This is a genomic window from uncultured Psychrobacter sp. (genome assembly GCF_947495825.1).
Lineage (GTDB): Bacteria > Pseudomonadota > Gammaproteobacteria > Pseudomonadales > Moraxellaceae > Psychrobacter.
Genome location: NZ_CANMAH010000005.1, coordinates 98,860 through 119,560 on the forward strand (window position 1 = coordinate 98,860; position 20,701 = coordinate 119,560).

The following is a 20,701-nucleotide window of genomic DNA, read 5'->3' on the forward strand; positions in this document are numbered from 1 at the left end:
AACTGCCAGTAGAATAAGAGAAAGAAAAGCGCAACAAAGTGTCCGCTGAAACATTTTGAAATACTCTTTTAAAATCAGGTATTTAGATGAGATATGTGACAGATTAGAGCAAGTTTAAGTAGCATAAATTCACAAAGCATACCTACACTACTAATAGTAGATAGGCAAAACATTGTTATAATCATCTTAAGTTAAAAAGAACAAAAAATGCGTAAACAAAAATTATTAGAATATTTTTTAAAAGTCGATTTGATAATGGTTTAGATTTCTAATAAGCATCCATATAATAGTAGTTAAGTATTTTATAATAATAATATTAATCAGAAGTAACTGAAGAAGAGGTATGAGTTTTGGGTAAATTAACAAAATTACATCGTTCACAAAACAGTCGCATGATTGCTGGCGTGATGGGAGGCATTGCAGAGTATGTAGGTTGGTCACCAACTTGGGTACGCCTTTTATTTGTAATCATCTCTACGCTGAGTGCAGCAGTACCTGGCATATTGATTTATATTGTATTATGGATTGTCATGCCGAAAGCTTCTCCTCAGTCTTATCGGTAAGATAACTAACCAACCCACTAATATACAGTCAGTTGTACAGTAATATTAAAGCTAATAAATTACAATAATAATAAAAATACCACGCTATAAACGTAGCTCATAAGATATAGAAGGCTTAAATATAATTAGTAGCTACACAGTTTTCCTCCTGCCCAGATGTTAACTCATCTGGGTATTTTTTTGTTGTACGGTTTTATATCCTATAATAATTATGGCGTCTGTGATTATCTAGATATCCTCTTATTATTCGACACAACTTACTAGTATGATAAATTTAGTTGCTGTAAATATGGATAAAATATCTGTTTTTTAGTAAGGTGAGCAGGCAAATAGATATGTAGCCAGAGGCGCTACACGAACAGTGAGTATAGATGTTTATCACGTTCGGTCTAACCTTCTTAATTCCATAGTGATTTTCTTATGAATTCTCAACCGATGACTTTTCAAGACTTAATCTTAACCTTACAGAATTATTGGGCTGATAAAGGCTGCGTAGTATTGCAGCCTTATGATATAGAAGTTGGCGCGGGTACTTTTCATACCGCGACTTTTTTGCGCTCGCTTGGTCCTGAGCGCTGGAACGCCGCTTACGTTCAGCCGTCGCGTCGCCCAACAGACGGCCGCTATGGTGATAACCCCAACCGTTTGCAGCATTATTATCAGTTTCAAGTAGTGCTAAAACCTAACCCGCCCAATATCCAAGAGTTGTATTTGGATTCACTACGTGCCATCGGTATCGATCCATTAGTACATGACGTACGTTTCGTTGAAGATAACTGGGAATCACCTACGCTTGGTGCGTGGGGTCTTGGTTGGGAGATTTGGCTCAACGGTATGGAGGTGACACAGTTTACTTATTTCCAGCAAGTTGGCGGCATTGAATGCTTTCCAGTCACAGGCGAGATTACTTACGGTCTTGAGCGCCTAGCAATGTATGTACAAGGCGTCGATAGCGTTTATGATTTGGTTTGGGCAGATGGTGAGTTTGGCCGTGTCACCTATGGTGATGTCTTTCATCAAAACGAAGTTGAGCAGTCCACTTATAATTTTGAGCATGCTGATGTGCCAAAAATGGGCGAGTTTTTTGACTTTTATGAAGCACAAGCAGATAAATTGGTTGCCGAAGGCTTACCACTACCAGCGTACGAGATGGTGCTAAAAGCTTCGCACGCCTTTAACTTACTGGACGCTCGCGGTGCTATTTCGGTCACTGAACGTCAGCGCTTTATTTTACGTGTGCGTACCTTAGCACGCAAAGTGGCTTTTAGTTATGTCGAAGCACGTGCCAAGCTTGGTTTTCCATTGGCAGATGACGACCATCGACAAGCAGCGCTTGATAAGTATTTGCCAAAGGATGAGACTGAGACGGCAACTGAAACTAAAGAATCAAACAAAAACCAATCAACTGATAATAAATAGGAGCATCCCATGAGTACTATTCTATTTGAATTGGGGTGTGAAGAGCTACCTCCAAAAAGCCTAAAACCTTTACGCGATGCCTTAGAGAGCAGTGTCAAAGAACAGCTGAATGAAGCTAATATTAGCTTTGATAGTATCAAAGCCTTTGCCGCACCGCGCCGTTTGGCGATTCAGATTGAAGGGATTGCAGATAAGCAACCTGATCGCACGGAACAAAAACGTGGCCCTGCGATTAAAGCGGCATTCGATGCCGATGGCAACCCTACGCGCGCGGCGATGGGATTTGCCAAAGGCTTGGGCATAGATGCCAGCGAGCTTATCACTATCAATACCGACAAAGGTGATTATGTCGGCTACGAGCAGACCATTCAAGGTCAAGCGACCACCGAGCTGCTACCGAGCATCTTTCAGACGGCATTAGACAATCTGCCGATTGCCAAACGCATGCGCTCAGGTAGTAGCCGTGATGAGTTTGTGCGTCCAGTACAGTGGGCGGTATTGATGCAAGATGATGCTGTCATTGATGCCACTATCCAAGGACATCAAACCGGCACGCAAACTCGCGGTCATCGCTTCCATAGTCCTGATTATCATAACATTGCTCATGCCAATGATTATGAGCAGCTCCTTACTGACCTAAAAGTCGTGGCTGATTTTGATAAGCGTCAAATGCTCATCAAAAATCAAGTCAAAGCACTAGCTGATGAAGTCAATGCTAATGCCATCGTGCCGCAAGACTTGCTTGATGAAGTGACCGCACTGGTTGATTTTCCGATTGCGCTACGAGCTGACTTTGAATCGCGCTTTTTGCAAGTGCCGCAAGAGGCGCTAATCTCCACCATGCAAGCGGATCAAAAGTATTTTTGCTTAACCGATAAAGAAGGTAAACTGCAACCGTACTTTATTTTTATCACCAATATTGAGTCAAAAGATCCCAATCAAATTATTGAAGGTAATGAGAAGGTCGTACGTCCGCGCTTGGCTGATGCCGAGTTTTTCTTCTTGCAAGATCAAAAGCAGCCATTGTTTGCGCTAACTGAAAGTCTAAAAACCCGTGTTTTCCAAGATAAGCTGGGTACCATTTGGGAAAAATCTGAGCGTATTGCCAAGCTTGCCGCTTTTATCGCTACCTTAATGCAGCAGCAAGGCCATGACATTGAAGTTGATAACACAGTGCGTGCTGCTATCTTGTCCAAAGCGGATCTAGCAAGCTCGCTGGTCGGTGAGTATCCTGAGTTGCAAGGTATCGCAGGTACTTATTATGCGCGTCTAAATGATGAGCCAGAAGCCGTTGCCGCCAGCCTACAAGAGCAGTATTTACCTAAGTTTAGCGGTGATGTATTGCCGCAGACGCCGATTGGTATTTGTCTGGCATTGGCTGATCGTTTGGATACGCTCGTTGGTATCTTTGCGATAGACCAAGCGCCAACAGGTTCAAAAGATCCGTTTAGCCTGCGCCGCTCTGCTATTGGTATTTTGCGTATCTTGATCGAAAAACAGCTACCGATTAACTTGGTGGCTTTGGTTGAGCAAGCGATTAAAGGCTACAGCACAAGCGATGGTAGCAAAATTGCTAAGATGGGCGATACCTTCACTCAAGTAATGGCGTTTTTGAATTCGCGTTATCGAGCAATGTATACAGAACAAGGCGTCAGCGTCGATACCATCCAAGCTGTGCAAGCGATCAACCCGCATATGCCGCTGGATTTTGATCAGCGTATTCGCGCGGTACAAGCATTTAGTGAATTACCACAAGCTGAAAAGCTGGCTGATTCGAACAAGCGCGTGGCGAATATTTTAGCCAAATCAGAAGTAACGGTCGCTGACAAAGTCGATGAGGGATTGCTAACTGAGGCTGCCGAGCAAGCACTATATCAAGCGGTGCAGCAAGCCCAACGCGACGTTGCGCCACTGCTTGAAGCCGCTGACTACACCCAAGTATTGCAAACGTTGGCCCGCCTCGATGCGCCTTTGATGCAGTTTTTCGATCATGTCATGGTCAATAGTGAAGATGCAGCATTAAAGAACAACCGCTTAGCATTGCTAAAGCAAGTACGAGCGCTGTTTTTAACGGTTGCTGATATCAGTGAGTTGCAACTGTAACCCTGTTGTTTAAGCTCTCTTAAGTTATTTTTGCAAAATAGAACACTGAGAATAAAAAAACTGACTTATTACAGTCAGTTTTTTTATGATTCATCAAAAGATATTGTTAAAAGTGTTTTTGCGCTTGGTAATAATGAAACAGACAGTAAACAGACAGAGCAATGATTGTGCTTATAGCTCGATTTACAGTACACTTTATATCGTATCTATTACTATAGTACACAAACTATTGATCTAAGGAGCATGACCGTGGCGGCTGCTATTATTATCATCATTCTTATTTGGGTCTCGATGTGGGGATTTTATAAATTTATGTACCCACGAGCGCCCAAAAGTATGATGCCGCAAGAAGGCGATGTAACCACACCGCGCAATTGCGATTTTTGTGGACACAGTCTAGCCGAATATCGCGGCGTTCTTGAAAGCTCGCCTAACTTAGCTACAGATAGTGATAGCCATACTGTAGCCAATAAAGAGCTATTTTTTTGCAACTATGAGCATCAAACAGACTTTCATGCCGGTAAAAGTTATCAGCCAAGAGGGTAGCCTGCTATTTATAGATTTACAAAATAGATTGTGCATCCTTCATTATTTTGCTGAGTAACGCTTCTGCTTTTTTAGACGCTTGTGCCGTTTCTTCATCTGATTTTTTATGCGTATGGATTTTTTCATAAAGGTTTAAGCAGCATAATACTAGTAAGTTCTCTTGACTTAAATTCGGTGCATCCTTTTTGATGTTAAGCAAAAAGTCATTGATATAGTATACCGCTGAGCGTAACTCTGCTTCTTCATCTGCTGGACAATAAATCTGATAGGTTACTCCAGCAATAACGATGTCAACTTTTTTCATTTGTGGTTCAGACGTCGCAGGTTTTGCGCTCATATTAGAGTCAGAGCTACTAGAAACTGGATTATCAGAAGTCAAGCTTGCATTGTCAGTGCGGCTATTTGATTCTTCATTTTGGTTCTGCTGAGGTTGCAGTTTGTCTTTTTGAGTGGCGTTGCTATTGTTATCAGTCATAAAGGATCCCACAAGTTAACGTCGTTAGAATAGTATTATTGGCGCGGACATCATCAATACATGACGCACCGCAGCATCATTTAATTAAAGCATGTATGCAAAGTGTACTTAGCCTTCCATCTGATCAATACGCGTCAATCGTTTTAGTACGACCTGCGTACGTTCGGCAGCGAGCTGGTTTTTTTCTTGCAAATCATGGTTTTGTTTTTTGATATCGCTATTTTGTTGCTTAAGTTCATTGTTTTGCTGTTGTAGCTCATTATTCTTACGCTGCAACTCATTTATCTGTTTATGCAATTGGTCCTGTTCTTCGCCAATCATATGGTGTGCTTCAGCTAAGCTTTGATAGCGTTTATCCAGATCGCCCAATTGTTTTTTGGCATTGTCATTTTCAGTTTTAAAGCTATTTAGCTGCGTTTTGAGCGCTGCTAATTCTTTAGGGTCGCTATTGGGCTTTTGTTTGAGGCTGCTAAGTTCGCTACTGACGAGCTGATACTGTTTTTTTATATCGAGTATCATTTTTTCTAAGGTTTTGAGTTGATCATACATAGTCAGTTTTTATCCTTAACAAGTGATGCGTGGAGGAATTTTCTTCGTTACGTTTAATAATGCCATAGGTGACCGCATAATATCTATATCAACAAAGTAATTGCACGTATTGTGCTTCGTTTTTTGCTTTTATGGGCTGTAATCTTATAAATAGTATGAAGTTACAGCTATCTTAAATTAATAAGTACTAACTAATTGATAGGACAATTGTTATGAATGACAATATCTCAGGCTGGAATACTTGGTCAAATACGATTGGAGATTGGACTGATGTCAGTATTAGCGAGCTACACGGCTTGATGACTGGTTTGATGACAGCTTGCAATGCTCCTAGTGAGCAAGAATGGGCGACTGTCCTTGCAGAGCTGAGTTTTGCACCATTGCCAGAGGCAGCGCTAACCTTGTTGACAGAAGAGGGCGAAGATACGGTATTTCAGCTAAAAGATAAAGACGATGCCTATGCATATATGCCATTAGTGCCTGATGATGAACACAGTTTATACGAACGTGTCATGGCTTTGAAACAGTGGGCAAATGGTTTTATGACAGGTTTTGGGATTACTGATTGTAGTCTGAGTGCTGAAGAAAACGAGATGCTCTCAGATTTGGCCAAAATTGGGGCTATTCGTCTAGAAGAAGATGAAGAGTATGAGGGCGGTGAAGAGTCCTATCTTTATATTTATGAGTTTGCGCGTATGATACCTGTAAGCTTTGCTACCCGTAAACGTAAACCAGTTAAAGAGTTAGCACTGATCTCAGGTTTGGCTATAGATGCTAAAACGACAAAAGAGCTACAAGCAGAAGGTAAGTTGCCAAAGCCTATGCCGCCTGTGCTCAATGTTATGAACCAAAACAATCCATCATAAGTGTTTTGCTGTCTATAATGCCAAGTAGCATAGGGATGTTGATTTGCCGTAAGATGATAAAAGGGAGACTGTAATGATAACGGATAGTGACATGCAACATTTGCGCCGCTGTGTTGAGCTTGCTGCTGAAGCGGTAGAAGCGGGCGATGAGCCATTTGGTAGTGTATTGGTCGATGTCGAGGGTCGTGTGTTGCATGAAGATCGTAACCGTGCCAATACAGTCGACGCAACTTATCATCCTGAGATTGCCGTTGCAAAATGGGCGGCTCAAAACATGGACCCCGATGCGCGTGCAAAAGCGGTGGTCTATACCTCGGGCGAGCACTGCGCTATGTGCTCAGCGGCTCATGCTTGGGCAGGATTGGGGCGTATTGTTTACGTTAGCTCATCGAAACAATTGGGCGAATGGATGGAGGAGATGGGCGTCGAATCCTCCTCTCCTATCAATACCTTATCGATTCAGGAAGTGGCTCCGAACATACCAGTAGATGGCCCAGTTGCCGGTTTGGATGACAAAGTAAAAGCGTTACAACGACGCGCGCTCCAAAAAGGCTAATGCTTGTTTATTTTATATCGTAATAAGGATGTTTTATGACTATAAAGAATAGTAACGACGATGACGTCCAAACCTTGTCTCATGTGACGTATCCTGCGCAAAGCATCGATTGGCTAAAGCGTCTGATAGGCTTTGATACGGTCAGTCGCCATTCCAATTTAGCGTTGATCGAAGATGTACAAGCCTATTGTGAGCAATTGGGCTTATCGGTGGATTTGACCTTTAATGAGGCTAAAAATAAAGCCAATTTATTTGTCACTGTGCCAGCAGGAGCTAACGCTGATGAAGTGAACCATGGGCTTGTACTATCTGGTCATACAGATGTCGTGCCTGTCGATGGGCAGGACTGGAGCTCCGATCCATTTAAAGCGACGATTCGCGGCGATAAACTCTATGGACGCGGGTCGTGCGATATGAAAGGCTTTATTGCCTGTAGCTTAACGGTGCTACCTAAAGCAGTAGAATTATCTAAATCGGGTAAGCTGAGCCGTCCGCTGCATCTGGCACTATCCTTTGATGAAGAGGTAGGCTGTTTGGGCGCGCCGCTGATTTTAGCGGATATCGAGGCGCGCGGTATCACTCCTGATTATTGTATCGTCGGTGAGCCAACCAATATGACGGTGGTTGTGGCACATAAAGGCATTGCTGTTTATCGCTGCCGCGTCCATGGCAAGTCTGCGCATTCATCATTGACCAAACAGGGCGTCAATGCCATCAGCTATGCCAGTCGTCTAATCGGCTATGTCGATGAGTTGTCGGAAGAGATTAGTCAGCGTGATGACAACGATGACATGTTTGATGTGCCTTTTTCAACCATGTCAGTGGGTACAATAAAAGGCGGCACGGCGACCAATATCGTACCCAATCTGTGCGAGTTCACCTTTGACTATCGTAATTTGCCGCACATGACGCAAGAGGATATTGTAGCGCCCATCCAAGCTAAAATTGCCGAGCTAAACGCGCAGATGCAAGCGCGGTCTCCTGAAACCGGTATCGAGCTGATACAAGAAGAGGGCGTACCAGCAATGAACGATAATAATAATGATGAGCTACAAGCGCTGATAGCGGCACTAACGGGCGATGATGAGCGTCACAAAGTGGCGTATGCCACCGAAGGCGGGCAATTTACTAACGCTGGCATTCCGACCATTATTTGCGGCCCAGGGAGCATTGAGCAGGCGCATAAAGCCGATGAGTTCGTGGCATTGAATGAGATTGCGCGCTGTGATGAGTTTTTACAAAAACTGCTCAACAGCTGTGTGGCCAGTTAAAGCAGTAAGCAGTTCTTTTTTGTTATGAAGTAGCATAAAATATACCGTCTTTATGGCGGTATTTATTTTTTGCTTCTTTTGCGTTTATGCCATTTATTTTAAATAAAAGAGTAGGGGTTGGTTGATGTCTTGGCATCTGTTTGCGGTATTTTTTGCAAGTACGTTTTTTATTTCAGCGACCCCTGGTCCCAATATGTTATTAGCGTTCCAGTATGGGATGAACTATGGGGTCAAGCGGACACTATGGACGCTGGCTGGGTTAAGTCTTGGTTTGTTTATACTGCTATTATCGACTTTACTTGGATTGGATGTGATCAGCCGCCAGTCCCCTTGGCTACTTACAGTGATTAAAGCAGTTGGCGCAGTATATCTAATTTATTTGGGTATCAGCTCGTGGCGCGATGCTAGTGAAGGCAGTTTGATGAGCGATGCCCGTGAGATAAGCGAGGAGGTGGCAGCTGACTATCCCACTACTATGCAACCTACGGCTGATATGCCCAGACCGCGCTCGCTATCTAGCGCAGCAGTTAAGGTCTCTCCGAGCAACACGACCTTGTTTCGTACTGGTATCTGGGTATCGCTGTCTAATCCAAAAGCCATTTTGTTCTTTGCTGCGTTCTTTCCTAAGTTCCTCAATTTTAGTGCGCCTTTGTGGCCACAATATGTGGTATTGACTATAGGTTTGTTTTTGAGCGAGACAATCTGGCAGATAGTTTATACCCTAGGTGGTACAAAGCTCGCAAGCTGGCTCGATGTTGGAAATCGCTTAGTGTGGCTTAATCGTGGTTGTGGGGTGATATTTATATTAATTGCGGCAGCGCTATTGGCTGAAGTGCTCAATAGCTTTATGGTTTAAAATAAGTCGTTTGTTATTTAGAAACTTATCATTGCGTCATAAAAAAGCCGTTCACTATTGATAGTTAACGGCTTTTTTATTTTATTGCGATAGCTTTGAATCAATAGCTGTCAAGCCAAAACCTCAACCAGCTCACCCTTGACCATATGCGGACTTACAAAGTCAGTGATGCGAACGCTAACGATTTTGCCAAGTAGCTGATCTATTTGTTCCATATCATAAGGGAACATAACAGTGCGTGTATTATCCGCTGTGCCGATTAGGCAATCTGGATGACGATCTGCAACTTGTTCAACCAACACGCGAGTCGTCGTGCCGACCATCTCATGAGTTTTAGCAAGCGTTGAGTCAATGATGACTTGTTGAAATTCAGCCAAACGCTCTTTTTTGGTGGTAAAGCTCACATCGTCAGGCAACTCTGCTGCTGGTGTGCCCGGACGCTTAGAATAGATAAAGCTATAAGAGTGATCGAAGTTTAGCTCTTTTGCTAAGTTTAATGTATCTTGGAAGTCTTGATCGGTCTCACCAGGGAAGCCAATGATAAAGTCGCTCGACAGATGAATATCAGGACGAATAGCTTTGAGTTTATTAATCTGATTGATATAAACATCGATCGTATGATTGCGTTTCATCGCTGCAAGGATATTGTTTGAGCCGCTTTGCACAGGTAGATGCAGGTGGGATACCAGCTCTGGTAATTGCGCATAAGCATCAATGATATCATCAGTAAACTCTAGCGGATGGCTTGTGGTATAGCGAATACGTTCAACGCCATCGATATGTGATACATAGTGCAAAAGCTCAGCGAAACGGCAAATACTGCCATCATCTTTTTCACCGCGATAACCATTGACGTTTTGACCGAGCAAGTTAATCTCACGTATACCTTGCGCAGCCAAACTGTCAATCTCAGCCAATACATCGTCCAACGGACGTGACAATTCTTCGCCGCGTGTATAAGGAACCACACAAAACGAGCAATATTTTGAGCAGCCCTCCATAATAGAAACAAAGGCCTTATAACCCTCTACCTTTGGCTCAGGCAAAAAGTCAAACTTTTCGATACTAGGAAAAGAGATGTCAATGGTGCCAATGCGGTTTTTGGGCGAGATATTACGTTGCTCGCTTGATTGATCATACAGTTCTGGCAGACGGTGCAAGGTCTGCGGCCCAAATATCATATCGACGTAAGGGGCGCGTTTTTGAATATTATCCCCTTCTTGCGAGGCCACGCAGCCACCGACGCCGATAACTAAGTCTGGACGTTTCTCTTTTAATTTACGCCAGCGACCCAATTCTGAAAAGACTTTTTCTTGCGCTTTTTCGCGGATTGAGCAGGTATTCATCAAAAGCACATCAGCTTCATCAATGTCTTGTGTCACTACCATGCCGTGTGAGTCGCCCAGCACATCGAGCATTTTGTCAGAGTCATAAACGTTCATCTGACAGCCTTGAGTCGTGATAAATACTTTTTTACTAGCAGTTGAGGCGGTTGCTGGATTTGTCTCTACGAGTGCATTGATAGCAGGCGCAGTGACATCAGTTTTAGCACTAGCGTCAATGATGCGGGGGTCGAATACAGAAACACTCATAAGTTAAAATCCACAATTATCAAAAATTATCAAAACATAGCGGCGATAGGCCATGAATGCGTGGCGTATTTTATCATAACCATCTGCTAATGTGAAAAGTAACCGTCGCGTATCAACCATAATTGGCATAAATTATTTATAATACTATCAATTGCTTATCAGAATTTTTTTAGGTATTTAACACATATTATAAAGTTGGCGTCATATCATCTCTGTGTTACACGCCACTCTCTTATTTATTAACGAATAGTAATGGCGCTGGTTGCAGGTCAGATGAATGTAGTATGATGAATGCTATGCTATAAACACAGTACATTGTTCTGGTCTTGATTCAATTTGATAAATAATAGGTTTATTATTATATGAATGAAAAGATAGTCAGTGTTAACATAGATAGCATTTTTAATTTCAAAGCTGAGTTTTTAAAGTTAGCACAAAAAAGTTAGTGCAGATGGAAGAGCCAAAGCGACATAGATAGTCTTGGCGGTAAATGATGATTAAAACACAAAGAGAGCAAGTATGAGAAAGCAGTCAGCTGCCAACCGCATTCAGAACGACAGTCAAGTTAATGATTTTGCTATGTCTAAACCTAAACGCCAATTGACTGCTATGGGCATGCAAACTCGCTCACTACGTATCGGTGCGCTAAGCTTAGTTACTGCCATGAGTGCGGCTGGGTTGTCACAGGTTGCCTGTGCGCAGCCTGCGACATCTTATGGTAGTAGCTACCAGCAAGATAACAGTGTGGATTATTTTACGTCGGCTGCACAAGCGGCAGATCGCGGGGACATTAATGCACTGTTCAATTATGAGCAGTTGATGAGTGGTGGATTATTTGCTATGTATCCGACCTATTGGCGTATGAATCTGGACTTGGAAGCGCAAAGCCCTGCTGCCGTGTCGCAGTTCGTTCGTCAGTATCCTAATACGGTAATGGCTGAAAAATTGGTCGCTGATTTTGCCGAAACAAAAGCAGCTTTAGGCGACTACGCTTCGGTACGTCAAATTGCTAACTTAGTAACAAATGGCGATCGTAGCGAGCGCTGTGCAATTGCACTTGGGTTTAATAATGGCGGTGATACGATGCGTGCGTTGGCAGAAAAGCCAGATGTTTGGTTGAACACCCTTAAGCAGCCTGCACTGTGTGATCAGCTCGCCACTGAACTTAATAATAATGCACTTGTTAGTAATCAAGACCGCGCCGCCCGTCTCAAACGTATGTTACGTAAAGGTAAGACAGGCGATATCATGGCACTATCATCACGTCTTGGTACGCCGATTCCTTATTCTACCCTAAGTGAAATTCAGCTTAATCCAAGTGCTTATTTTGGACGATTTGGTATGCAACCAAACAACCAAACCAATCAGTATTTATATCTATATGCTATAGGACGACTTGCTGAAAAATCATACCGCGAAGCTGCTCTGCAGTTGGATTTTGATATAAAACAAGACAATCGACGTTCAACTAAGTTATTGAATGATGACACACGCCGCTACGCTTACCGCATTCTTGGGGTAGAGCGTATGAGCCATACCACTGATGATGGTTTTAGCGCTGAGGCTATCGACTGGTTTCGCAACAGCTTAGACGATGATTTTAACTTTGAAGAAGCTGAAGATTATGCTAAAGCGGCTATTCGTTTTAGTCGCTGGGATGATGTGATCGAATCTATCTCACAAATGGATGCTGAGACTCAAAAACTCAATCAGTGGCAATACTGGTTGGCTCGCGCATACGAACAATCAAGTGACAGCAGAAAGCGTAATACGGCTAAGAAAATGTATCAACACCTAGCCAAAAGTAACGATTATTATGGTTTGATGGCAAAAGATAAAGTTGGACAGCGCTTTAATGCTAGTAGCTTAGGTGGTAGTAACTTGCCGAACGTAAGTACTGCTGACAGAGCTCGTGTTTTACAAGACCAACATTTTGCACGCGCTTTTGCTTTATATAACGCTGATGCTAGCCGTGCCTATGCCAACCGCGAATGGAACTGGGCAGTTAAGCAAGCACGTGATAACCGTGATGATGGTCTAATTATTGCAGCGGCTCGTCAAGCGCATGATATGGGTTGGCTCGATCGCGCTATCTATGCAGCGGACAATACTGAGAGAGTAAACAGCTTGGCGCTATCGTATCCAATGCCGCATCAAGATGCAGTAGTACGTTATAGTCAGTCAGCAGGTATTGATCCAGCGTGGGCTTATGGCATTATGCGTCAAGAGAGTCGGTTTGTGACGTCAGCACGTTCTAACGTTGGTGCTAGTGGCCTTATGCAAATCATGCCAGGCACCGCAAAATATATCGCACGTAATCTAGGCGAGTCGTATAGTGCCAGTCGCGCCAATAGTGGAGATACTAATATCCGCTATGGCACATGGTATATGAGTGATATATTAGGTAAACTAAATTATCAGCCTGTACTGGCAACGGCAGGTTACAACGCTGGCCCTAACAACGCCAAACGCTGGCAACCTACTTATGGTCCACTTGCTGCAGATCAGTATGTCGAATCGATAGCCTATCCTGAGACTCGCAATTATGTAAAACATGTAATGGAGAATGCCACTGTTTATAGTAGCTTGTTAGGACGTACTAAGCCGATTAGTGAGCGTATGGGGACAGTTCCAGCAGCATTTTAGATTTAACAGTTAACCAGTTTTTTCTTATACTCATAATATGGAGTCAAAGGTTTGCTCAGTGGTAGTAAAGACCAAATAAAGTAACTTTACTACCTTGATTATAGTCGTCATTCTTTACAAAGTTTTACTAAACGGTTTGTTCAGAATTGTTGCTTAAATTATTAGCATTTTACGTTCAGAAATTAGCTGCATTTTACTGTATGATGTTGCCTAAATGCTGCTGTTCATGTTTAATAACTATTGAGTATCTTTTTAATTATGATAAATAATGGCCCCAATCGACCTGCGCACATATCCACCGGATTTCAATTATCTGCTCGAATGTGTGTGCGTCAGTTTATGCGGGTATTTGATTTAACAGCTCAGTTATGGCGAAGTGCTATAAAGAGTAATGAGTTACAAAGATATTGGTCGAGCAAGTATGAGAGCCGCAGCTTTGATAAAAGGCATCAATTAACCTTAAATATTATAGGTCTAATATTACTACAAGGCATATTGTCACTACCTGCGCAGGCAGCAAATGCTGTGCAATCTGGTCAAAGGGTGCTGATGATTGAGATGACTCCAGCGCTATGTAACCTACAGCCTTCAAGGGCTCGCATGCGCCAATGCTTAGAAGGTTACTCTTTGACGGTATCTGGGTTAGATATGGGATACGGTGAGCGCTGCGGCCGTGGTAGTGATCCGCGCTTGACGCCACTGCAGTTAAAAGTCGTTAACCGTATCATGCCAGATACGACCGTACGTAGCCAAGCATGGCAACATCATGGTGCTTGTAGTCCGCTTAGTGCCAGTAGCTATTTTCGTCAAATTACCAATTATGCAGGCGCCTTAAAGCTCCCTAGCGAATTAAATACAGGTAATAGTTATACGGTCTCAAAGTCTCGTTTTATCGGACAAATGCTACGTTTAAACAATGGCATGTCCTCTACTAGTATTGACTTAATTTGTCAGGCAGGTAGACGTCGTCAGTCTATCTTAACTGATATACATGTTTGTTATGATGGTAGTCAGTTTGGTAAATGCAACGAGGTCATCAACAGTTGTGGCAGTAACTTTATTATTTCAGGTGGTAAATAGTCACTATTATATCGTGCTGATGGTAAGTACGAAGCTTATAAAAGATATCGATAAACAGCCAATCAAAGCAGTTTTCAACTTTTACAGTTCTTTTTTAATGAGACAGTAATTTTTGCTGACAAACTTTTGTATGTATAAAATGTAACAATATAGACATTGCTAAGCACCTCGTTGTCCCTAGACGGTTTACCAAATGAAGTGCTACACTAGCTTTCGGTTTGTGACCGCTACCATTGAGCAAGTCTATATACCTCATTGAGCAAGTCCATATCTATCATGCCTGTCTGTATAATGATGACATTATCTAATAATTAATTAGGGAGTATTCTATGAAACAGCCTTTACGTGTTGCCGTGACTGGTGCTGCTGGTAATATCAGCTACGCGATGCTATTTCGTATTGCATCTGGTGAGATGCTAGGTAAAGATCAGCCAGTTATTTTGCAATTGCTTGAAATCACGCCAGCGCTTGATGCCCTAAAGGGTGTGGTTATGGAATTAGAAGATTGTGCATTCCCATTATTGGCAGGTATCGTCCAAACTGATGATGCAAATGTGGCCTTCAAAGATGCTGATTACGCGTTACTCGTCGGTGCCCGTCCACGCGGCCCAGGTATGGAGCGTAAGGACTTACTAGAAGCCAACGCTGCGATCTTCTCAGCACAAGGTAAAGCATTGAACGAAGTGGCCAGCCGCGATGTAAAAGTATTGGTCGTCGGTAACCCTGCCAACACTAACGCGCTAATCGCCCAGCGTAATGCACCGGATCTTGACCCACGCAACTTTACTGCCATGACTCGTCTAGATCATAACCGTGCAATGGCACAGCTGGCCGAAAAAACTGACAGCACTGTCAATGACATCAAAAACATGACCATTTGGGGCAACCACTCATCAACTCAGTACCCAGATCTGACCGCTTGTACAGTCAATGGTAAGCCAGCACTAGACTTGGTAGATCGCGACTGGTACGAAAACACTTATATCCCAGAAGTACAACAGCGTGGCGCGGCAATCATTAAAGCGCGCGGTGCCTCATCTGCTGCTTCTGCTGCCAATGCTGCCATCGCGCATATGCGTACGTGGGCACTAGGTACTGATGAAAATGATTGGGTATCGATGGGTGTTTACTCAAACGGCGAATACGGCATCGCTGAAGGCCTTATCTACTCATTCCCATGCACGTGCAAAAACGGCGACTGGTCTATCGTAGATGGCGTTGATGTGTCATCAGATTTCTCAAAAGAGAAGATGGCAGCGACTGAGCAGGAGCTTAGCGAAGAGCGTGATGCGGTAGCACACCTACTACCATAAGTTGTTCATTAGCTTAAATTATTATATAGAGTAATTTAAAAGCCCTCTTATACGGAGGGCTTTTTTGTGCCTTGGGTAGGTATTAATACAATTGATAACGTTAGATAAACGTTGATTAACAGCGAATAAAAAAAAGCTTGCTACAATAAATGTGTTCGTTGAAATAATAAGTACAATCAAATTTGCATCATTTAAGGAGAGACAGTATGTTGGGTGAACCTGAATATAGTATGAATGAGTTATTTGCTCAGTTAGGGCTGGATAGCTCTGATGAAGCGATTGAGCAGTTTATTGAAAAAAACAAATTAGCGAAAGACGAAGAGCTAATCGATGCTCATATTTGGAATGACAATCAGCGAGCTTTTTTAAAAGAAGAATGGTTCAAAGACGCAGCTTGGGTTGAGACTATTGACGAACTAAACGTACGCTTGCATCCGGATGCTTAAAAAGACAGTAGATTGATTAAAATAAAAACCCACAACCTTCAAGGTTGTGGGTTTTCATTTATATACAAGAAGCACGCTTTAACTTATTTGTTGATGTTCTCGCCATTCAAGTAAGTCTTTAACATCTTGCTGAATACCTGCTTTGAGTGCTTCTAAACCCTCGTAACGTCGTTCGCCATGCAAAAAGTGCAAAAAACGTACTTGTAAGGTCAGACCATATAAATCACCTTGAAACTCTGGAAAATGTACTTCTAAGCGCCAGTTATGGGCTTTATCAACAGACGGTCTGATGCCAATATTTGCAGTACCAAACAAACTATGCGGACGTAATCCTACCACACCGGCTTTTTCATCAGTGGCCAGTTCTGTTAAGCCGTGGGGTATTACTTCTCCGGCATCATCAAGATTGACCACATCAACAGCAAAAACCCCATGAAGAGCAGGCTTTAAACGATCCAAATCTATATTAGCGGTAGGAAAGTCCATTGTACGCCCAATTTTATCTCCATTAACGACCAATCCTGTCATGGTATAGTCCCGACCCAGTAAGGTATTGGCCCCCTCAATATCACCTGCCAACAGCAAGTCGCGAACGCGAGTGGAGCTGATGCGTACCGCTTCGCTGCTGTCATCTGTGACAGTATGTAGATTGGTCACATCTAAGCCATAATCCCGTAAAAACTGACTGTCACCTGTACGATCATGACCAAATTTAAAGTCATCACCCAATACCAGAGCCTTGACGTTTAGACGCAGTGCTAACAGATCAGCGAACGCTTGCGCTGATAGCGAACGAAACTCACCATCAAAGCTTGCTACGATTAGAGTCTCAACGCCATGTTCTGCTAGCAAGGCTTGCTTTTCTGCAAGGTTGGTCAAGCGTGCAGGAGCCGTCGCTGGTGCAAAAAACTCACGTGGTTGGGGCTCAAATATCATGACGGCAGAGTGAAGGTTTTGCATATCAGCGATGTCACGCACTTGTGCTAGCATGGCTTGATGACCTAAATGTACACCATCGAAGTTGCCAATAGTAAGCACACAAGGTGCCAAATCTACTGGGCTGGTATTTATAGGCAAAGTGCTTGGCGATGCAATCAGTTGCTCAAGAAAATAGGTGTTCATAAATTTCAGCTATGATAGATAAGACCAGATAAAAAACAAAAAACACATCTGTAAAAAAATCAGTGTGTCTAAAACAAGCCATTATAAAGTAAAATAGCCACACTAACATCTATAGTCTGCGGATAATACAAGTATAGTCAATCTACTATAAAAGCTTTACATCGCCTTACTACTAATTGTGTCATTAGCTATGGAGACTCTATGACTAATATCGCTTTAAATGCTATACCGCCTAACTTATCAATACATAACCTTAATGATCAGTTTATTGTGCATCTTGCCAATAAAGAGGATCTACCAGAGATTTTGGCGATTTATAATCAAAGTATCGCTGGCAAGCAAGCTACGGCAAATCTGACGCCAGTGACTTGTGAAGAGCGGGCAAGTTGGTTTGATGAACATCTAAGCAGTCCTACGCGTCCCATTTATGTGGTTAGAGCGGCGATTAGTTCGTCAGCTAACGCTAATAAAATTAATGCACAAAAAAATTCACCAATCGTAGCGTGGGGCAGCTTTAGTGACTTGTATGCTCGTACGGCTTATCATATTAGCACAGAGATCAGTATCTACCTGCATCATGATTATCATGGAAAAGGTTTGGGCAGCTTACTGACTCGCTGGATGCTGGTGCAAGCGCCAAATCTTGGTATTCAAAATGTCGTTGCGCTTATCTTTGCTCATAATAAACCAAGCTTGGGATTATTCCGTAAGCTTGGTTTTGAGCAATGGGGCTATATGCCAAAAGTATGTGACATGCAGGGGTTTATCGCTGATGTGGTGATGCTTGGTAAAGCAGTGACCGCAGATGATATCTTAGAGAAAAAAACTGAGACGCTTTAATCTCATAAGTTTTAACCTAAGATACTTTACTCTAAAACATCTTAACCCAGAATCTTCCATTGGCCGTCTATTTTTTGTAGCTCATAGGTCAGTGGCGCAGGCTCACTTTGGTCTTTTAGCATCAGCTCGCCTGTGATAGTGGCCCGCGTTTTGTCATTATTATATTTGGTATCAGTAATAGTGACGCCATCGACAGTTTGCTGAAAAGCAGACTGCGTATTGGCCAGCTCTTCTTCAAAATTCGCCATATCTACTTTGTAGTAAGAAGCAGCTTGCTTTATATCACCATCATACAAACTGTCTAAGGCTTGCTTCACAGCATCTTCTGGCGTACCAGCTTCGGTTGGATTAGTCACCAAGCTTTTTTGCTTGGCAGAGGCGGTAACAGGATTGACATTATCACTATCAATAGTGGTTTTATCTTCAGTATTGGTCGCTATCTGCTCACTTTTAACGTCATTATCGCTATCGACTGTCTCTACCGAAGTCGTTAGGTCATCCTCAGACGTTTTGGCAACAGTTGCCGTGTCTTCAATAGCTGCTGTGTTTTCAATTTCACTGGTTGCATTTGCATCATCTGTGTCTACATTATCATTATTGCTACAACCACTCACAAGTAAACCGGTGCTTAGAACGCCAGCAGTGAGTAAGGTCGGTAAGCGTAATAAGGTTGATTGCTTAGTTGTCATATTGTCCCTCAAAATTTACATATTCACTAAACGTTAATTATCACAACTATCAGTATCGTGTTCTGTCAATTCTCATACTAAGCTTGTTTTGGTTTCGTAAGTTAGCGTCCTGCTTAATTTTACCCATGTTTGAGCTGGCGAGGACGAAAGCCTGTGGCTAATAATACTGCGCCGTATACCAGCGCGCCAATCGCACACATGATAAGTAACGCTGCAATACGTCGCCATTGAGCGTCATCAGTTGGAAAATAGGGTAGCATGACATAAAGCACAGCAACCATGGCACTTGTAGCAATCGCAAACTGAGCAAACAGCTTTTTCCAGTGACTACCAAAACGGAATATTTCGCGTTGATATAAGAAATAATACAACAAGCCGGCGTTGACAAAGGCGGCACCTGTAGTCGCTAACGCTAAACCACCATGCAGCGGCATATCCAAAAAGTAAAATATCCCAATAAAAATCACACTAAAAATCATATTGGCAAAAACGGATATGATACCGATTTTTACCGGCGTCCTGGTATCTTGCCGCGCAAAAAACGCAGGCGCAAAAATCTTAATCAGCATAAAACCTAAAATACCGCCCGCCATACTACGCAGTGCCAGCGCACTCATCTGTGAGTCACGCAAAGTAAACTCTCCGCGCAAAAACAGCGCTTGCATCAGCGCATCTGCGAGTATGAATAACGCTGCTGATGCTGGCACACCCACCAAAATGATAAGCCTTGCAGCCCAGTCAAGGGTCTTTTTAAAGCTAACATCGTCTTTTTGTGCTTCGCTCTTTGATAAGCTTGGCAAAATCACCGTCCCGATAGCCACACCGATTAACCCTAATGGTAGCTCGCTCATACGCTCGGCTGCATAGAGCCAAGAGACTGAACCGCCTATCATAAGAGAAGCAAATACGGTATTGAGCAGTAGGTTAATCTGAGTGACAGAGACACCAAAGATAGCGGGGAGCATCAGCTTTAAAATGCGTTTGACGCCTTCATGCTTGAAGTCAACCTTGGGTGCGACCAGCAGTTTTTGTTGCCATAACTGCGGCAGCTGTATTAAAAACTGTAACAAACCTGCGATAGCCACTGCATAACCGAGCGCCATGATCGATGTGTCAAACATCGGCGCAAAAATCAGCGCGCCACCAATCATGCATAAGTTTAAGAGTACTGGGGCAAAGGCTGGCGCGGCAAAGCGTCCGTAGCTTTGCAAGATACCGCTGGCAAACGCAGTCATGGAAATAAACAGCAAATAAGGGAAAGTAAGACGGAGCAATTCAGCGGTGATGGCAAATTTATCGGGTTGGTCGGCAAATCCGGGCGCAAATAATGTCACTACCCAAGGCGCGATTAAAATCACCACTACCGTCAGCATAGATAACACTAGTAGCAGCGCTCCTGAGGTGCGGCTGACCAGTATCTGTACCTGTTGCAGGCTATATTTTTCTTTATATTCGGACAGAACAGGGACGAAAGCTTGGCTAAATGCGCCTTCGGCAAACAGACGCCGCAAAAAGTTTGGTATCTTGAAAGCGACCAAAAAGGCATCCATCAGGCCACCTGCGCCAAAGACACCTAATAACACAATATCGCGTACCAAACCCAAAATACGCGACAGCATGGTCATGCTACTGACCACCATGGTTGAACGAAATAACCGACTTTTTGCCATGAGAACCTATTTTGCCAAGTTGTTTACTGATGGTTGTTTGCTGATTTACTATTGTCAAAAAACTGACGGATTATAGCACTTTCATGGCACATCTATAAT

The 20,701-nt window shown here is 43.0% G+C and carries 19 protein-coding genes; 13 read left to right on the forward strand and 6 right to left on the reverse strand.

Annotation, left to right across the window (positions count from 1 at the left end; translation table 11 throughout):
* Window positions 1-350: 350 nt before the first annotated feature.
* From Q0895_RS07185 to Q0895_RS07200, 4 genes are all read left to right on the forward strand, one after another.
* Complete coding sequence (locus Q0895_RS07185; RefSeq protein WP_299187087.1) at window positions 351-563, forward strand: PspC domain-containing protein; 213 nt, start codon at window positions 351-353, stop codon at window positions 561-563.
* A 435-nt stretch (window positions 564-998) separates the two neighbouring features.
* A complete protein-coding gene (gene glyQ / locus Q0895_RS07190; RefSeq protein WP_299187350.1) occupies window positions 999-1,982 on the forward strand; it encodes a glycine--tRNA ligase subunit alpha in 984 nt (327 codons plus the stop codon).
* 9 nt (window positions 1,983-1,991) lie between these two features.
* Window positions 1,992-4,085 (forward strand): glycine--tRNA ligase subunit beta, encoded by a 2,094-nt coding sequence (gene glyS / locus Q0895_RS07195; protein ID WP_299187090.1) that lies wholly within the window; start codon window positions 1,992-1,994, stop codon window positions 4,083-4,085.
* A gap of 291 nt (window positions 4,086-4,376) precedes the next feature.
* On the forward strand, window positions 4,377-4,631 hold the full coding sequence (locus tag Q0895_RS07200) for a hypothetical protein (RefSeq protein ID WP_299187353.1): 255 nt from the start codon (window positions 4,377-4,379) through the stop codon (window positions 4,629-4,631).
* A gap of 16 nt (window positions 4,632-4,647) precedes the next feature.
* Here Q0895_RS07200 and Q0895_RS07205 read toward each other — a convergent pair whose 3' ends face one another.
* Both Q0895_RS07205 and Q0895_RS07210 read right to left on the reverse strand, forming a co-directional pair.
* On the reverse strand, window positions 4,648-5,106 hold the full coding sequence (locus Q0895_RS07205; protein WP_299187093.1) for a cell division protein ZapA: 459 nt from the start codon (window positions 5,104-5,106) through the stop codon (window positions 4,648-4,650).
* Window positions 5,107-5,214: 108 nt separating this feature from the next.
* Entirely contained in the window at window positions 5,215-5,655 is a 441-nt protein-coding gene (locus Q0895_RS07210; RefSeq protein WP_299187095.1) for a hypothetical protein, read from the reverse strand.
* Window positions 5,656-5,867: 212 nt separating this feature from the next.
* Between Q0895_RS07210 and Q0895_RS07215 the strand changes: the two genes are divergently transcribed.
* The 4 genes from Q0895_RS07215 to Q0895_RS07230 all read left to right on the forward strand — a co-directional run bounded on the left by Q0895_RS07215 (window position 5,868) and on the right by Q0895_RS07230 (window position 9,204).
* Entirely contained in the window at window positions 5,868-6,521 is a 654-nt protein-coding gene (locus tag Q0895_RS07215; RefSeq protein WP_299187098.1) for a UPF0149 family protein, read from the forward strand.
* 73 nt (window positions 6,522-6,594) lie between these two features.
* Window positions 6,595-7,077 (forward strand): nucleoside deaminase, encoded by a 483-nt coding sequence (locus tag Q0895_RS07220; protein ID WP_299187101.1) that lies wholly within the window; start codon window positions 6,595-6,597, stop codon window positions 7,075-7,077.
* Window positions 7,078-7,112: 35 nt separating this feature from the next.
* Window positions 7,113-8,348, forward strand: coding sequence for an acetylornithine deacetylase (argE, locus tag Q0895_RS07225; RefSeq protein ID WP_299187104.1), 1,236 nt, complete (start codon window positions 7,113-7,115; stop codon window positions 8,346-8,348).
* Window positions 8,349-8,472: 124 nt separating this feature from the next.
* Entirely contained in the window at window positions 8,473-9,204 is a 732-nt protein-coding gene (locus tag Q0895_RS07230; protein WP_299187106.1) for a LysE family translocator, read from the forward strand.
* Between the two features lie 110 nt (window positions 9,205-9,314).
* Here the strand turns inward: Q0895_RS07230 and miaB are convergent, their stop codons facing one another.
* A complete protein-coding gene (miaB, locus tag Q0895_RS07235; RefSeq protein WP_299187109.1) occupies window positions 9,315-10,796 on the reverse strand; it encodes a tRNA (N6-isopentenyl adenosine(37)-C2)-methylthiotransferase MiaB in 1,482 nt (493 codons plus the stop codon).
* 663 nt (window positions 10,797-11,459) lie between these two features.
* On the opposite strand from miaB, the gene Q0895_RS07240 reads away from it, so the two are divergent.
* From Q0895_RS07240 to Q0895_RS07255, 4 genes are all read left to right on the forward strand, one after another.
* Window positions 11,460-13,442 carry a lytic transglycosylase domain-containing protein gene (locus Q0895_RS07240; RefSeq protein WP_299187355.1) on the forward strand — a complete coding sequence of 661 codons (1,983 nt, stop codon included), beginning with the start codon at window positions 11,460-11,462 and terminating at the stop codon, window positions 13,440-13,442.
* Window positions 13,443-13,700: 258 nt separating this feature from the next.
* Window positions 13,701-14,522, forward strand: coding sequence for a hypothetical protein (locus tag Q0895_RS07245; protein ID WP_299187112.1), 822 nt, complete (start codon window positions 13,701-13,703; stop codon window positions 14,520-14,522).
* A 329-nt stretch (window positions 14,523-14,851) separates the two neighbouring features.
* Window positions 14,852-15,835, forward strand: a complete 984-nt coding sequence (locus Q0895_RS07250) for a malate dehydrogenase (RefSeq protein WP_299187113.1) — start codon at window positions 14,852-14,854, stop codon at window positions 15,833-15,835.
* Window positions 15,836-16,041: 206 nt separating this feature from the next.
* Window positions 16,042-16,281: a DUF2789 domain-containing protein gene (locus Q0895_RS07255; protein WP_299187114.1), complete on the forward strand. Its 240-nt coding sequence runs from the start codon at window positions 16,042-16,044 to the stop codon at window positions 16,279-16,281.
* 78 nt (window positions 16,282-16,359) lie between these two features.
* Here Q0895_RS07255 and ribF read toward each other — a convergent pair whose 3' ends face one another.
* On the reverse strand, window positions 16,360-17,403 hold the full coding sequence (ribF, locus tag Q0895_RS07260) for a riboflavin biosynthesis protein RibF (RefSeq protein ID WP_299187115.1): 1,044 nt from the start codon (window positions 17,401-17,403) through the stop codon (window positions 16,360-16,362).
* A gap of 201 nt (window positions 17,404-17,604) precedes the next feature.
* On the opposite strand from ribF, the gene Q0895_RS07265 reads away from it, so the two are divergent.
* Window positions 17,605-18,243: a GNAT family N-acetyltransferase gene (locus Q0895_RS07265; RefSeq protein ID WP_299187116.1), complete on the forward strand. Its 639-nt coding sequence runs from the start codon at window positions 17,605-17,607 to the stop codon at window positions 18,241-18,243.
* Window positions 18,244-18,284: 41 nt separating this feature from the next.
* Here the strand turns inward: Q0895_RS07265 and Q0895_RS07270 are convergent, their stop codons facing one another.
* A complete protein-coding gene (locus Q0895_RS07270) occupies window positions 18,285-18,932 on the reverse strand; it encodes a DUF4878 domain-containing protein (RefSeq protein WP_299187117.1) in 648 nt (215 codons plus the stop codon).
* A 119-nt stretch (window positions 18,933-19,051) separates the two neighbouring features.
* A complete protein-coding gene (murJ, locus tag Q0895_RS07275) occupies window positions 19,052-20,602 on the reverse strand; it encodes a murein biosynthesis integral membrane protein MurJ (protein WP_299187118.1) in 1,551 nt (516 codons plus the stop codon).
* Window positions 20,603-20,701 lie beyond the last annotated feature (99 nt).

Excerpts from the sequence above, each read along its gene's own strand:
- Q0895_RS07240 (WP_299187355.1), top strand. The coding sequence starts at position 11,460 with ATGAGTGCGGCTGGGTTGTCACAGGTTGCCTGTGCGCAGCCTGCGACA.
- Q0895_RS07220 (WP_299187101.1), top strand. The coding sequence starts at position 6,595 with ATGATAACGGATAGTGACATGCAACATTTGCGCCGCTGTGTTGAGCTT.
- glyS (WP_299187090.1), top strand. The coding sequence starts at position 1,992 with ATGAGTACTATTCTATTTGAATTGGGGTGTGAAGAGCTACCTCCAAAA.
- argE (WP_299187104.1), top strand. The coding sequence starts at position 7,113 with ATGACTATAAAGAATAGTAACGACGATGACGTCCAAACCTTGTCTCAT.
- Q0895_RS07255 (WP_299187114.1), top strand. The coding sequence starts at position 16,042 with ATGTTGGGTGAACCTGAATATAGTATGAATGAGTTATTTGCTCAGTTA.
- Q0895_RS07265 (WP_299187116.1), top strand. The coding sequence starts at position 17,605 with ATGACTAATATCGCTTTAAATGCTATACCGCCTAACTTATCAATACAT.
- Q0895_RS07210 (WP_299187095.1), bottom strand. The coding sequence starts at position 5,655 with ATGTATGATCAACTCAAAACCTTAGAAAAAATGATACTCGATATAAAA.
- Q0895_RS07205 (WP_299187093.1), bottom strand. The coding sequence starts at position 5,106 with ATGACTGATAACAATAGCAACGCCACTCAAAAAGACAAACTGCAACCT.
- ribF (WP_299187115.1), bottom strand. The coding sequence starts at position 17,403 with ATGAACACCTATTTTCTTGAGCAACTGATTGCATCGCCAAGCACTTTG.
- Q0895_RS07270 (WP_299187117.1), bottom strand. The coding sequence starts at position 18,932 with ATGACAACTAAGCAATCAACCTTATTACGCTTACCGACCTTACTCACT.
- Q0895_RS07230 (WP_299187106.1), top strand. The coding sequence starts at position 8,473 with ATGTCTTGGCATCTGTTTGCGGTATTTTTTGCAAGTACGTTTTTTATT.
- Q0895_RS07200 (WP_299187353.1), top strand. The coding sequence starts at position 4,377 with ATGTGGGGATTTTATAAATTTATGTACCCACGAGCGCCCAAAAGTATG.
- Q0895_RS07245 (WP_299187112.1), top strand. The coding sequence starts at position 13,701 with ATGATAAATAATGGCCCCAATCGACCTGCGCACATATCCACCGGATTT.
- Q0895_RS07250 (WP_299187113.1), top strand. The coding sequence starts at position 14,852 with ATGAAACAGCCTTTACGTGTTGCCGTGACTGGTGCTGCTGGTAATATC.
- glyQ (WP_299187350.1), top strand. The coding sequence starts at position 999 with ATGACTTTTCAAGACTTAATCTTAACCTTACAGAATTATTGGGCTGAT.
- Q0895_RS07215 (WP_299187098.1), top strand. The coding sequence starts at position 5,868 with ATGAATGACAATATCTCAGGCTGGAATACTTGGTCAAATACGATTGGA.
- murJ (WP_299187118.1), bottom strand. The coding sequence starts at position 20,602 with ATGGCAAAAAGTCGGTTATTTCGTTCAACCATGGTGGTCAGTAGCATG.
- miaB (WP_299187109.1), bottom strand. The coding sequence starts at position 10,796 with ATGAGTGTTTCTGTATTCGACCCCCGCATCATTGACGCTAGTGCTAAA.